Below are 14360 nucleotides of genomic sequence, written 5' to 3'. Positions count from 1 at the left end.
TAGAGCTGACAAAAGTCGTCTTACATTTCGTAATAGATATGATAGAGTGATAGTAAAGATAGGAAACGAGGGATGACAGTGGATAATAAAAAGCCTATTTCTGTACGGATTAATCAGGATAAAACCTCCTCATCTTCATCAGAACCAGAAAGAAGAGAGTCTAGTCTGGAAGATTATATTAGAGAAAATCATCATCCTGTCATAGATGACCAACATGTATACCGGCGCAATTACACACCAGGTAATAACAATAAGAACGGTTCGTTTTGGTCTAAATATAAACCACTACTGATTTCCGGTGTGACAGCGATTGTGATTGGTTCATTCTTAGGTGTTATTATGTTAAGAATGTTTATTAATATTGACCCTGAAGAAGTAGCTTTTGATAGTAGCAGTACAATAAATAATCAGGCTGCTTCTGTATCAAGTGAACAAGTAGAGACAAAAGAAGAAAATTATCAAGGGAAAGAATATCATTTTTATGTAACGCAAGCTGGAGTATTTTCTTCTGAATCGGCTGCAGAGCAATTAGTTGCGGAATTAAAAGAAGAAAACATTGATGGAATGGTTTGGCAAAGGGATGACAGTTATCATGTTTATGTTAGTTTGACGTCTAGTCAGGAAGCTTCTAAAGATTTTACGGAAAAGTTTATTTCAGATAGCGATGATATGTATAGTGGTAAACCATGGGATGTGAATGCAGAATCTGCTGCACTTGAAGAGGGAGAAAGTGAATGGGTTCAACTGCTAGAATCTTCGCTAGAGCAAATGATAGAGGGTAATATAGACGAAGGAGAAATGAATCGCTTATTAGAAGATAAACCAACTAATCCATCAGCACTAGTTGAACAAATAGTATCAATACTAGAATCATTACAAGCACAAAATGAAGAGCAAAGCGCTCAAGTATTAGTATTACAGGTGTTGTATAACTATGATCGTCTATCAGTTGAATAATTTCCTGTTTTTACTGTATAAACTGAAACAAGTTATCTGTTTTTGAATCATAAAAATAGATAACTTGTTCTATTTTTATGATTCAAAAGTGTGAAATATTGATTTGCTGCTGTTTAATTAAGTGGCTACAATAAAGTGAGACTTGTGTATGACAGACGTTTGGCACCGTTATAAAAAAATGTAGTGAAAGGGTTTGTAGCAATCAATGGATATCCAAACGATTAAAATGAAAGAATTACCAAAGCAAGATAGGCCTAGAGAACGATTGTTGGAGCATGGTTCAGAATATTTATCTAATCAAGAATTACTAGCTATTTTACTCGGAACTGGTATAAAACGAGAAAATGTTCATCAATTAGCAGAAAAGGTGTTACAACATTTTGAAGGGTTAAAACTATTAAAGGATGTTACTATTGAAGAACTGATGGAGATTAAGGGAATTGGTCAAGTCAAAGGGGTAAATATTCTTGCTGCTGTTGAATTTGGTAAACGAATTCATCAATTCAAGGAAACGGAGAGGTATGTGATTAGGAGTCCAGAAGATGGTGCGAATTATGTCATGGAAGAGATGCGAAGTTTAAAACAAGAACATTTCGTCACACTGTTTTTAAATACAAAGAATCAAGTAGTTCATCGTCATACGACTTTCATTGGGAGTCTTAATGCCTCAATCGTTCATCCTCGTGAAGTATTCCGCGAAGCTATTAAACGAGCTGCTGCTTCAATCATTTGTGTGCATAATCATCCATCTGGGGACCCTTCTCCATCTCAAGAAGATATTCATGTGACGAAACGGTTGGTTGAGAGTGGGAAGTTGGTAGGTATCGAACTTTTGGACCATTTAATTATTGGGGATCACACATTTATCTCATTAAAAGAAAAAGGATACTTATAAATACTATCTATTTTGGATAAAGTTAAGTATAATAGAATATACAAGCTTTCTTTAGCGCCTTATACAATTTAGTTTGTATAAAGGCGTTTATTGTTATGAAAGAAATATATAATTTCTTGATTGAAAGCTGATTAAAGCATAAAATATGGAAGTAACGAATTAGTATAAAAAGGTTGAGAGGAAGAACAAGCGTGGGAATTTTTAAACTATCACAAGATTTAGGGATTGATTTAGGTACAGCAAATACATTAGTATTTATCAAGAATAAAGGAATTGTTGTGCGTGAACCATCCGTTGTAGCGATGAATAAAACAACAGGTGATATTGAGGCGGTAGGTAGTGATGCGAGAAATATGATCGGTCGTACTCCAGGAAATATTCAAGTTATTCGTCCTATGAAAGATGGAGTTATTGCAGATTATGATACTACTGCTGCAATGATGAAATATTACATTCGATTAGCTCAAAAAAATAGATCAAGCTTTGCTAAAAAGCCAAATGTCATGGTATGTGTGCCTTCTGGCATTACAATGGTAGAAGAAAGAGCGGTACTTGATGCAACGAAGCAAGCAGGAGCAAAAGAAGCATTTCCGATTGCAGAGCCGTTTGCCGCTGCCATTGGTGCAGGGTTACCTGTTTGGGAACCGACAGGTAGTATGATTGTAGATATCGGAGGCGGTACTACAGAGGTGGCTGTTGTTTCGCTTGGTGGTATTGTAACAAGTAGATCGATTCGTACTGCTGGTGATGATATGGATGAAGCTATTATTCAATATGTGAAGAAGACTTATAATTTGATGATCGGTGAACGTACTGCTGAAGCGTTAAAATTGGATATCGGATCAGCGAAGACATCTTCAGAAAATGAAGAAATGGATATCCGCGGACGTGATCTATTAACAGGTCTACCTAAGACTATTACGGTCACAGGTGCTGAAATTGCATCTGCATTAAAAGACACTGTAGACGCTATTGTCGAATCGGTTAAAAATACTCTAGAACATACGCCGCCTGAGCTTTCTGCCGATATTATGGATCGTGGCATTGTATTATCAGGTGGAGGTGCACTTTTAAAAGATTTGGATGAAGTAATTAGTGATGAGACAAAAATGCCAGTATTTGTAGCAGATCAACCATTAGATAGTGTTGCGATCGGAACTGGAAAATCACTAGAATATATCGAACATTTCAAATCTCAACCAAACGTTGGAGTGCAGCGCTTATCAGATTAAGAAGGTGTTATAATGTTTTATAAAAAAAGAAGGCTGTTCATATTAATGATTTCTTTAATTATTGTTGTTGGATTAATCGGTTTTTCATTAAAAGATCGAACGAAATTAACAATGGTTGAAGATTTTGTACATGATAGTGTAGGATGGGTGCAACAATTACTTAATAAACCTGTCACTTTCACGACTAACTTTACTAACAACATTAAAGACATTCGAAATGTATACAGAGAAAATCAACAACTAAAAGAAAGTATTGATGAAATACGACAATTAGAATATGAAAATCAAGAACTAGCTAAGGAAATGAATGAATTAAAAGAAGTCTTAGATAAAACAGATTCTGATTTTTTAACCAAATTTCAATCGATTCAAGCATCTGTCATAGCTAGAAGTAAAGATCAATGGTTTAAGCAAATTACGATTAATAAGGGAGAACAAGACGGTATCAAGCCTAATATGTCCGTTATCACTGGGAAGGGTATGATTGGTAAAGTGCAAACAACCTCTCCTTTTACCTCGACGGTTCTATTGCTAAACGGTTTTGACCGAACGAACCGAATATCAGTGAACGTCTATAATAACGGATCTGAAACAGATAGTTCTGGTTTTATTGTTGGATATGATGAGGAAACAGAATTGTTAATGCTAGAAATGAATAGTAATGATCAAGATATTGAGGAAGGTCAACATGTCTTTTCATCAGGATTAGGTGGGGTTTTCCCTAAAGGTCTAGAAATTGGCGAAATCGTTGATATTGAGTCTGATCGATATGAATTAACAAATATTGCACACGTTCAACCCTCTGCAGATTTTGAGCATTTAAATCATGTTATTGTCCTTAATCGGGCTGCAACAACTAATGATGAAATAGCAGAAGCAGAAGCGAAAGCTAAAGCAGAGGAAGAGGCGAAGGCTAAAGAGGAAGCAGAGAGACAAAAAGAGCAAGAGGAGAGTGAATCATGAAACGGATGATCCCTTTTCTTATTGCTTTTATCTGTTTCTTGTTAGTAATTATCGAGGGCGTTGTTGCTAATACGAGACTTCCTTTTATAAATGATGAATGGGTAATTGTTTCTCACTTTCTTTTTATGTTTCTTATCTATGTGACGATGTTTTTTGAGAAGGATACTACTTATTATGCCATCATACTATCGGTAGTATTTAGTTTAATTATTGATGTAGTATACACAGACATCCTTGGCGTATATCTGTTTATCTATACTGTCATATTGTATGCAATTAGAGGACTGATGAAAGTATTGCAAGCAAATTTCCTAATTGCTTTTATTATGACTGCTTTTGGAGTAATTGCTACAGACATTTTCAGTTTTTTCCTATATAATATTATTCAAGTACATGAAGATAGTTGGAGTATGTATTTGTATGAGCGCTTAATACCAACAACTATTTGGAATGTTATCATTGGTTTAGTTCTATATCTAATCTTTGCGAAGAGATTGGCAAAGTGGTCCTATATAAAATTTGAACGACAGGATTGATAATGTTTTATCGAATGTTTTAAGGGGTTGAATAGAAGTGGCATCAAACAAATGGGTTACAATAAAGGGAACAAGAGATGGGCTAACCCTCTTTATGAATGATGAATGCTCGTGGAATGAATTGTTAGTAGAAGTAGAAGAAATTCTCTCGACTAAGCATTTGGCAACAGATGAGCCGTTGATTACGGTTAGAATTGAATTAGGTAACCGTTATATAACAAATGAACAAGAACAAATCTTGCGAGAAGTCATTCGAAAACATAATAAGTTAGTTGTCGATAAAATTACCTCAAACGTTATATTAAAGGAAGAAGCGTTACGATGGAAAGAAGAGACAGACGTCAACTTACATAACAAAGTCGTTCGTTCAGGACAAGTGTTAGAGGTAAATGGTGACCTTTTATTGATAGGTGACGTAAATCCTGGTGGGAAAATTGTAGCGACTGGTAATATTTTTGTTCTTGGTAATTTAAGAGGTATTGCACATGCAGGTGTGAAAGGTAAAACAGATGCGGTGATTGCTGCTGCACATATGGCACCGAGTCAATTACGTATAGCAGAAGTAATTAGTAGATCACCGGATGCTGATGCTGGAGGTGCTCCTATGGAATGTGGTTTTATCGATGAAAAAGCGGGACAAATAGTCATGGATCGTATCAGTACGTTGGCACGATCGCGAAGAGACTTAAATGCTTTTGAAAGGAGAGTTAAGAATGGGTGAAGCGATTGTTATTACTTCTGGTAAAGGTGGTGTCGGGAAAACGACTACTACAGCAAATCTAGGAACTTCTTTAGCATTACTAGATAAGAAAGTATGTTTAATAGATACAGATATTGGTTTAAGAAATTTAGATGTTGTCATGGGATTAGAGAATCGAATTATTTATGATATTGTTGACGTAGTAGAAAATCGTTGTAAGATATCACAAGCTCTCATTAAAGATAAAAGATTCGATTGTTTATATTTATTACCTGCAGCGCAAACAAGTGACAAGTCAGCGCTAACTCCAGAAGGAATGTATAGAATTATCGAAGAATTAAAACCGGATTATGATTACATACTTATTGATTGTCCGGCTGGTATCGAACAAGGATATCGAAATGCAGTCGCGGGAGCAGATAAATCGATCGTTGTTACAACACCTGAGAAATCAAGTGTACGAGATGCAGACCGCATTATTGGTTTATTAGAGCAAGAAGATATGGAACCTCCACATTTAATTGTCAATCGTATTCGTAACCATATGGTGCAGAATGGTGATATGTTAGATGTAGATGAAATTGTACAAGTATTATCCATTGATTTATTAGGTATTGTAGCAGATGACGATGACGTGATTAAGGCATCTAATCACGGTGAACCGGTTGCTTTTCAACCAAATACAAAAGCATCGATTGCTTATCGTAATATATCTAGAAGGATTTTAGGTGAATCAGTGCCTTTGGTATCCTTAGATGAAAAAATTACTTTTATGGATAAAGTTAAAAAAGTATTCGGTTTAAAAAAATAAGTGTATCGAGATGGCTCTTTTAAATAGGAGTCATCTTTTTTTATGGCTCTAAAATATACGCAAAGACTACGCTCTTTCCATTATATTAGAACATTTTGGTTGGAAAAAGAATGAAATCACAGTGTTTAGAAATGATTTCAATGATTTATCGATGCTCGGAGCTTTTCCTCAAACATATGCAACATGTAACGTAGTGAAAGAAGCTAAACAAGCTGCTAGCGCATTAACGCTAAGTAATGATCAGGATGGAGTAGCGGTGATATTGGAAGAGATAATAGAAAAAATAAGTGATTAATTATTAAATGAAAAACGGGCAAAAGCTCGTTTTCTATTTTGGCTTCATAAAGTGAGATTTCAATCAGTGGGAGTTTTTGACTCCGCTGATTGTTAGCGAAACTTATCAGGGAGTTAGCGTCTGTTTACACCGTGATAAAAAAATACATAAGTCCAAGATTATAACATACCATGTTGTTTACGAAAAATCAATGTTGTAAAGGTTTGTTTTACATTAAATTAAAATACCCTTAATGAAAGCTTGTTATGATGAAAAAGTCGAAAGAGGACAAGATGTTTGTAGGGGGAAAACAGAATGGAGATACATTTAAATAAATTAACGATGCAATTTAATGATATTAAAGCAGTAAATAAATTATCCACTACTATCCGTGATGGGGAACTAGTTTCCTTGTTAGGGCCGAGTGGGTGTGGAAAAAGTACTACTTTAATGTTATTAGCTGGTTTATATAAGCCGACAAGCGGCAAGATTTATTTTGGTGATAAAGATGTAACAAAATTAGAAGCGGAAAATAGAGAGATAGGAATGGTCTTTCAAAATTATGCACTATACCCGCATTTGTCTGTGCTAAAGAACATTATGTTTCCTTTACGAATGCAAAAAGTACCAAAGAAAGAATCGAAAAAATTAGCACAAGAAATGGCAGAACTCGTACAAATCGGTCATTTAGTTGATCGTAAACCAGCACAATTATCAGGTGGTCAGCAACAACGTGTTGCGATTGCTCGAGCACTAGTGAAAAAGCCGAAGTTGTTGTTATTAGATGAGCCACTATCGAATTTAGATGCCAAATTACGTTTGGAAATGCGAGAAGAAATTCGTCGCATTCAGCAAGAAATAGGTATAACAGCCATATTTGTCACGCATGATCAAGAGGAAGCCTTGAGTATTTCAGACAGAGTTATGTTGATGAATAAAGGTGTATTGCAACAAGATAGTCCACCACAAGAAATGTATAAGACACCTGTTAATCAATTTGCTGCAGGTTTTTTAGGTAACCCACCAATTAATTTCGTTACATTAGCTAAAAGCGGTAATGATAAGTATTTGTTAAATGAGCTTGCTCCTTTTCGTTTACCAAATGTAATAGAGGAAGACAAGGTTCAGATAGGTTTGAGACCAGAAAATCTATATATATCAGATGAAGCTGAAGCGATATGTACAGGAAAGGTAATACATATAGAAACAATCGGACGCGATACATTAATTAAGGTAGAAATTGCTGGAGAAACATTAAGGGCATTAATAGATCCTAGTTTACAGATTAATATAGGTGATTACTGTCATTTAGGTATTGAGGAGGAGTGTATTCATTACTTCCATCCAGAGACAGGTGTACGACTTGGAGGAGGAGACTGTCATGACGATCAAACCAACATGGAAAAGCACGCTTAAAGCATTACTATATTTGGCGCCAGCTTTAGTTATTTTAATTGTTTTTAACATTTATCCGATCATTAAGTCATTTTTTATGGCTTTTTATACAGATTATGATTTTTACAATGATGTTGTATTTGAACGTGGCTTTGGCAACTTTGTTACATTGTTCCAAGACGCGAACTTTTTGAAATCTGTTGGAAATACGTTCCTTTTCGTATTAGGTGTAGTACCCATTTCCATCATTCTATCATTGTTTATTGCTATTCTATTAAATAGCAAAATAAAGCTACTCGGTTTTTTTCGAACGATATACTTTTTACCGTTCGTAACTTCTGTTGTAGCAGTTGCAATTGTATGGAGTTGGATTTTCCACTCTGATTATGGTTTGCTCAATTACTTTCTCGGTCTATTCGGTATGGATGCCATTCAATGGTTAACAGATCCAAACTATTCGATGCTTGCTTTAATTATTTTGAGTGTTTGGAAAGGGCTTGGCTTTAATATCATTATTTTCTTAGCTGGCTTGCAAAATATTAATCAACAGTATTATTTAGCAGCCAAAGTAGACGGTGCCTCGTCATGGAGCCGGTTCATGAATGTAACGGTACCGTTGTTATCACCAACACTGTTTTTCATCTCTATTATTTCTATTATTAATACATTTAAAGTATTTGATGAAATATTTGCATTATTTAACGGGAAACCAGGTCCGGCAAACAGTACATTAACTGTTGTCTATTATGTTTATCAAAAATTCTACGAAGAATGGGAGTTTGGATTAGCATCTGCGGCTGCATTTGTTCTGTTTATTATCGTATTTATTTTCACGTTGATACAGTTAAGCTTTGGTAAGAAATTTGTTCACTATCAGTAGGAGGTAAGACAAATATGAAATCTGCATTATCGAAATCAACGATATATATAGTGCTGTCAGCTGGAGCGATATTGATGCTCTTACCTTTTGTTTGGATGATAAGTACATCTTTAAAAGCATCAAATGAGGTAATGTCCATGCCGCCTGCATGGATACCGTCTGAGTGGAAGTTTAGTAACTTTGCAGAAGCACTTAAAGTAGCGCCGTTTGACCGCTATTTTCTTAATAGTGTCATTGTCACCATTTTGAGTACAATTGGAGAATTGTTAACGACTATTTTAGCTGCTTATGCCTTTTCTCGTATTCAATTTTTCGGGAAGAATGTTGTTTTTGCTGTGTTGTTAGGAACAATGATGGTTCCTTCGGAAGTATTACTCATTCCCAATTTTGTTACGTTATCTAATTTGGGATGGATAGATTCTTATAAAGCGTTAGTTGTGCCATGGGTTGCTAGTGTTTTCGCTATCTTTCTACTTCGTCAATATTTTTTAGGAATACCGAAAGAATTATCTTATGCTGCTAAAGTGGACGGCTGTAGTGAATTTAAATTTTTGTGGTATGTAATGACGCCACTAGCGAAACCAGCACTTATTACGGTTGCATTATTGAAAGTTATTAATAGCTGGAATGCATTCCTGTGGCCGTTAATTGTAACGAATACACAAGAATTAAGAACATTGCCTGTTGGCTTATCTGCATTTACGACGGAAGCAGGTGTTAAATATGAATTACTAATGGCTGCCTCAACGATGGTCGTATTACCGATGATTATTCTCTTTTTTATTTTGCAAAAGTATGTGGTTGCAGGTGTAGCACGTTCAGGTTTGAAAGGTTAACGATAACTTGAGGAGGTGATTGCACTTTACTCGATAAAAAGTGGTGTAGTTTTTAAATTTCACAAAATATTAGGGGGATTAAACATGAAAAAATCTGTTTTATTAAGTATTGCTGCTCTAATCATGATGTTATTATTGGCAGCGTGTGGTGGAGAAGACTCAGAAAATGAGGCAAGTGGAAGTACTGGCGAAGAAAAAACAGAAAATACAAATGAAGCGACAGATACAGATGATTCGTCAGCTCCTGTTGAAATTGAATTTTGGCATGCGATGAGTGGACCACATGAAGAAGCGATTAATGGATTTGTTGACCAATTTAATGAAGAACATGCAAACATTACAGTGAAACCAGTTAACCAAGGTGGATATGATGATTTAGAGCAAAAAATTATGGCTTCTGCTAAAGCAAAAACATTGCCAACAATAGCACAATCTGTCACAACAACTATTCCTAAGTATTTTGCTAATGAATTTATTACGCCTTTAAATGAGTTTATCGATGATGAAGAAATTGGATTATCTGATGAAGAGTTAAATGATTATGTAGAGGTTTTTCGTGAATCTAGTACATGGGATGGTACATACTATAGTTTACCATTCAGTAAAAGTACACGTGTTCTTTTCTATAATAAAGATATGTTAGCTGAGTACGATTTAGACGTTCCTGAAACATGGGCAGATATTCGTAACATTGCGGAAACAGTAACAGAAGGTGACGTTGTCGGAATGGGCTTTGAAAATTCATATGAATCTGAGTTTCAAGCTATCTTAAAACAGCTAGGTGGAACATTTATTGATGAAGACACAGAAAAAGCAGAATTTGCTTCTGATGAAGGTGTAGAAGCAATGAAAGTAATCAAAGATATGATTGATGAAGGTATTGCAAGAACTGCAGGTGAGGATGATTATATGTCCAATCCATTTGGTCGTGGTGATGTAGCGATGTATATTGGTTCATCTGCTGGTATTCCACACGTTGCATCTGCTGCTGAAGGAAATATTGAATGGAGTACAACTACTTTTCCTAGTACAGATGGTGAAGCAGCTACTACGTTTGCAGGTAATGATATTGTCATGTTTGATCAATCTGAAGATGCTGAAAAAGAAGCAGCTTGGAAATTTATGAAATTTTTAACTAGCCCAGAGGTTACAGCAGTTTGGTCCATGGAATCTGGTTATTTACCGGTACGTTATTCAGCACAAGAGACTAGTGAATATCAAGCATTTGTGGATGAAAATGAAGCTTATAAAGCAGGTCCAGCACAGTTTGATGCAGGCTTTTTCGATGCACGAATTGAAGGAGCGAGTACGGTAAGAAATATTGTTCTTGAAGAATTCGATTTAATTTTATTAGATGAAAAATCTATTGAAGAAGGATTACAAGACGCGGAAGAGCGTGCAAACGAAGCATTGCAATAAGACATAAACAAAGGACAGGGAAGGGAATAGCTCCCTGTCCTTTTCATAACGAACGTTACAATCAAAATCATCAGGGGGAAACAAAATGAGTGAAACCAAAATATGTTTTTGGAGTGGATTACGAACGATAGGAGGAAATATCGCAGAAATTCGTTATGGGAATGATCGGGTGATTTTTGATTTTGGATTGGTTTATAATCCAGCCACCTCCTTTGTTAATCGTGTGACAAACCGACAAGCAAAATATGTTTCGGATTTACTAAGATTAGATGCCATTCCTAGGATAGATGGGCTGTACCGTCGCGATAGATTGAAATATATCCAAAGTGATGAGCGACCACTGCCATATGAAGATTCTGTTTATCAAACGGCAGTATTTATATCTCATATGCACTTAGATCATATGGGTGCGATTGATACGATTGCACCGGAAATTCCTGTGTTGATGTCCAAACAAAGCAAACAGTTGTATGATGTACTAGATGATGTTGGAGAAGGATTGATGAGAAAGAGAAAAGTTGAAGCGATTGCTTATGAAAATCAGGTACAGATAGGGGAGATTCGCGTTACGCCTTATCAAACAGACCATGATGCATATGGTGCTATGGCAATGTTAGTAGAAACACCTGATTTGACCGTCTTATACTCTGGTGATTTTCGAATGCATGGTCAAAATCCGCAATGGAACATGAATTTGTTACGTAAGATGGATGACGTAGATGTGGATCTTCTTTTGATTGAAGGAACGACATTTAGGCCGGAGCAAGTAGAAGCGTCAACAGAAAAGAGAGCAGTGGTTCATGATGAACAAGAATTTGCCCAAGCATTGACATCGCAATTGCTTGATACCAATGGGTTAGCTTTCTTTAATCTTTATCATCGTAATATCGACCGAATCAATCATTTTATTAATGGTGCTCAAGATGCTGGTAGAACAATAGTATTGGAACTGGAAACGGCGCATATTGCAGATCAATTAATTAATCATGTTGATTTTGCGATTCTTGATGATGATGCGATGAAGCTAAAGGAGCAAAACCTATATGCGCTACAAAATAAATATCGCTTTGTCACTTCTGAGGAGATAAATGAAAAACCGACAAAGTATATTGTGCAAAATAGTTTCGGCAATAGTATTAAACTATTAGATTACGTGTTTGATAATAGTATCTACATACATGCGAATGGTATGCCATTAGGTGCTTTTGATCCAGAATACCAAGTGTTGTTAAATTTGCTTGAGCACTTAGACATCCGTTACCAATCATTTAATATTAGTGGTCACGCATATCCGGAAGATGTTCTCGAGTGGGTTGACCGTATTAACCCAGAACTACTGATTCCATGGCATAGCCATTATCCAGAATTAATCAAACCAACTTCAGCAAAACAAGCCGTATTTTTACCAAAGAAAAAAACGTGGTATCAATTTGAAGAGAAACAATTAAAAGAAATAGAAGAATAGAAATCCAATACGAACAGGTGATATATGCGAACCAACACGAGCATACATCACCTGTTCGATTATTAATCATACTGAGTCTAAAAAATAGTAAACATTGCTCTATGTTGCATACTCCGTGAAATGTCCTCACCTTTTCTTTTTGACGGGGAGTGATTTGCCAGCACTCATCATCAATAGAACGGAAGAAAGCTTAGCCAACGTGAGAGGTTCATTTTTAGACTTCGTAAGTGTAGTTATGTAACTTTTTTCATATTTTTATGGTTGTCCACATATATTGTACAAACATTGGAAAAAAGGAATGGATGCCATGAAAAAAAATAATTTGTCTCAAATACGTCAAAATATTACGAAAAGAAAAGCCTCACAAAAAAGGAAGACAACACCTCAAGTTGTAAAGATGGATAATAATCATCATGTAAAACAAGCGCACATGGAAGATGAGGAACGTCATGGCTATTATTCACCAACTTATAGTGAAGTTTCGAATAAACGTGAACAAGCTTATTTTAAACCATTTCTTATGAAATCATTAATCGCTGCAGGTGTATTTTTTGTTACGGTGTTCTCGGTGAATTCCAATCAGACATCATTGGAGCAGCCTCGCAACTGGATTCACTATGCAATGACAGAGGAGTTTCCGTTTGCAACTGTTCATTCATGGTATCTAGCACAATTTGGCGCGCCGTTCGCTTTGGAAGCTAATTTAACTAATTCGGATAGTGTAGAACAAGTTGCATTACCCGTTTCTGGACATGTTAATCAAACCTTCCAAGAAAATGGAGAAGGTATTTTGATCTCCGCAGAACAAGAAACATCCGTTGTCGCGGTACAAGCAGGGACTGTACTGTTCGCAGGGAATGACCGAGAAACAGGAAAAACAGTTGTTATTCAACATGCTGATCGCAGCAAGTCAATTTATGGTCATTTATCGAATCTTGATGTGCATTCTTATCAATCTATTCAGGCAAACCAGGAAATTGGAACATATGAACCATCAGATAGTAATGAATCGATGTATTTTGCTATTGAAAAAAACCGTACATTTTTAGATCCAATTAGGGTGATTCAAGTTGATGAACAATCTTAAGTTGCCACCCATTCATTTTCACCCTATTTTCTTTTTTTTCTTATTTGTTGCAGTGATAACAGGTATGTTTATTGAATTTTTGATTATATTTTTGATTGTACTAATTCATGAATTAGGTCATTATATGTGCGCACGCCTTTTTAAATGGCGAATACGGCGCATTTTTTTGTGGGTTTTCGGTGGAGTGATGGAAACAGAGGAATATGGCTCAAGATCCATACGTGAAGAGTTTTTCGTTACGATAGCAGGGCCTTGCCAACATATTCTTATCTATCTTGTTATTTATATACTAGGAGTTCTTCATGTATTGCCAGAATCGATATTGCTGATCGCTTATCAATATAATACATTCATTCTAATTGGTAACCTGCTTCCAATATGGCCACTTGATGGAGGGAAATTAGTGCAATTGAGTCTAGATACCTTCTTTTCCTTTCAAACAGCACACAAGCTTATGATCGGGATATCATTTTTTACAATTGTTTTCTTAAGTATTTATTTATATGATAAAGGGATATTATCTCTCAGCATGGTATTGCTTATGATTTTTTTAATGTGGGAAAATAGATTAGAATGGAAACAACGGTATATGCGATGGTGGCAATTTTTGTGGAGTAGGCATAGTTACACTAGCAAACAGAGAAAATATATGGAATTAGAAGTACCGTCAACGGTTCGTTTAGTAGAATTGTTCCGTAAGTTTAAAAGGGATACATATTATTGGATTAAGGTATATGACCAATTTGGTACTTATTATTGGCTGTCGGAACAAGATTGTTTAACAAATTTTTTTGAGGAAAAGGATATTCAAGCTAGCTTGGAACAACTTCTTACGAGAGAAAGAGGAAAAAAAGAAAAATATGAAAAAATTACACTTTTGTACAAATAGTTCAGAAAAAATCGGTCTTTT

The 14360-nt window shown here is 35.7% G+C and carries 15 protein-coding genes; all 15 read left to right on the top strand.

Annotated features, from left to right (window positions below):
• Positions 1-78: 78 nt before the first annotated feature.
• The 15 genes from SH601_RS11310 (at position 79) to SH601_RS11240 (ending at position 14339) form a co-directional block, all read left to right on the top strand.
• On the top strand, positions 79-957 hold the full coding sequence (locus tag SH601_RS11310; protein ID WP_319958417.1) for an SPOR domain-containing protein: 879 nt from the start codon (positions 79-81) through the stop codon (positions 955-957).
• 205 nt (positions 958-1162) lie between these two features.
• A complete protein-coding gene (radC, locus tag SH601_RS11305) occupies positions 1163-1852 on the top strand; it encodes a RadC family protein (RefSeq protein WP_319958416.1) in 690 nt (229 codons plus the stop codon).
• Between the two features lie 191 nt (positions 1853-2043).
• Positions 2044-3084, top strand: a complete 1041-nt coding sequence (locus tag SH601_RS11300; RefSeq protein ID WP_319958415.1) for a rod shape-determining protein — start codon at positions 2044-2046, stop codon at positions 3082-3084.
• 12 nt (positions 3085-3096) lie between these two features.
• Positions 3097-4047, top strand: a complete 951-nt coding sequence (mreC, locus tag SH601_RS11295) for a rod shape-determining protein MreC (protein ID WP_319958414.1) — start codon at positions 3097-3099, stop codon at positions 4045-4047.
• Positions 4044-4583, top strand: coding sequence for a rod shape-determining protein MreD (mreD, locus tag SH601_RS11290; RefSeq protein ID WP_319958413.1), 540 nt, complete (start codon positions 4044-4046; stop codon positions 4581-4583). The genes mreC and mreD overlap by 4 nt, the downstream gene beginning before the upstream one ends.
• 37 nt (positions 4584-4620) lie before the next feature.
• Entirely contained in the window at positions 4621-5304 is a 684-nt protein-coding gene (gene minC, locus SH601_RS11285; RefSeq protein ID WP_319958412.1) for a septum site-determining protein MinC, read from the top strand.
• A complete protein-coding gene (minD, locus tag SH601_RS11280) occupies positions 5297-6094 on the top strand; it encodes a septum site-determining protein MinD (protein WP_319958411.1) in 798 nt (265 codons plus the stop codon). The genes minC and minD overlap by 8 nt, the downstream gene beginning before the upstream one ends.
• A 55-nt stretch (positions 6095-6149) precedes the next feature.
• Positions 6150-6389, top strand: a complete 240-nt coding sequence (locus SH601_RS11275) for an HAD family hydrolase (RefSeq protein ID WP_319958579.1) — start codon at positions 6150-6152, stop codon at positions 6387-6389.
• Between the two features lie 294 nt (positions 6390-6683).
• Positions 6684-7784, top strand: a complete 1101-nt coding sequence (locus tag SH601_RS11270) for an ABC transporter ATP-binding protein (RefSeq protein WP_319958410.1) — start codon at positions 6684-6686, stop codon at positions 7782-7784.
• Positions 7750-8643 (top strand): carbohydrate ABC transporter permease, encoded by an 894-nt coding sequence (locus SH601_RS11265; RefSeq protein WP_319958409.1) that lies wholly within the window; start codon positions 7750-7752, stop codon positions 8641-8643. Before SH601_RS11270 ends, SH601_RS11265 begins: the two co-directional genes overlap by 35 nt.
• A gap of 14 nt (positions 8644-8657) precedes the next feature.
• Entirely contained in the window at positions 8658-9479 is an 822-nt protein-coding gene (locus SH601_RS11260) for a carbohydrate ABC transporter permease (RefSeq protein ID WP_319958408.1), read from the top strand.
• Between the two features lie 84 nt (positions 9480-9563).
• Positions 9564-10898 (top strand): ABC transporter substrate-binding protein, encoded by a 1335-nt coding sequence (locus SH601_RS11255; protein WP_319958407.1) that lies wholly within the window; start codon positions 9564-9566, stop codon positions 10896-10898.
• Between the two features lie 85 nt (positions 10899-10983).
• On the top strand, positions 10984-12363 hold the full coding sequence (locus tag SH601_RS11250) for an MBL fold metallo-hydrolase (protein ID WP_319958406.1): 1380 nt from the start codon (positions 10984-10986) through the stop codon (positions 12361-12363).
• 307 nt (positions 12364-12670) lie between these two features.
• A complete protein-coding gene (locus SH601_RS11245; RefSeq protein WP_319958405.1) occupies positions 12671-13450 on the top strand; it encodes a M23 family metallopeptidase in 780 nt (259 codons plus the stop codon).
• Positions 13437-14339 carry a site-2 protease family protein gene (locus tag SH601_RS11240; protein ID WP_319958404.1) on the top strand — a complete coding sequence of 301 codons (903 nt, stop codon included), beginning with the start codon at positions 13437-13439 and terminating at the stop codon, positions 14337-14339. The genes SH601_RS11245 and SH601_RS11240 overlap by 14 nt, the downstream gene beginning before the upstream one ends.
• Positions 14340-14360 lie beyond the last annotated feature (21 nt).

The organism is Gracilibacillus pellucidus, assembly GCF_033949965.1.
GTDB classification, from domain to species: Bacteria; Bacillota; Bacilli; order Bacillales; family Amphibacillaceae; genus Gracilibacillus; species Gracilibacillus pellucidus.
The sequence above is the reverse complement of the archived record's forward strand: the minus strand, read 5'-3'. Positions and strand labels throughout refer to the sequence as shown.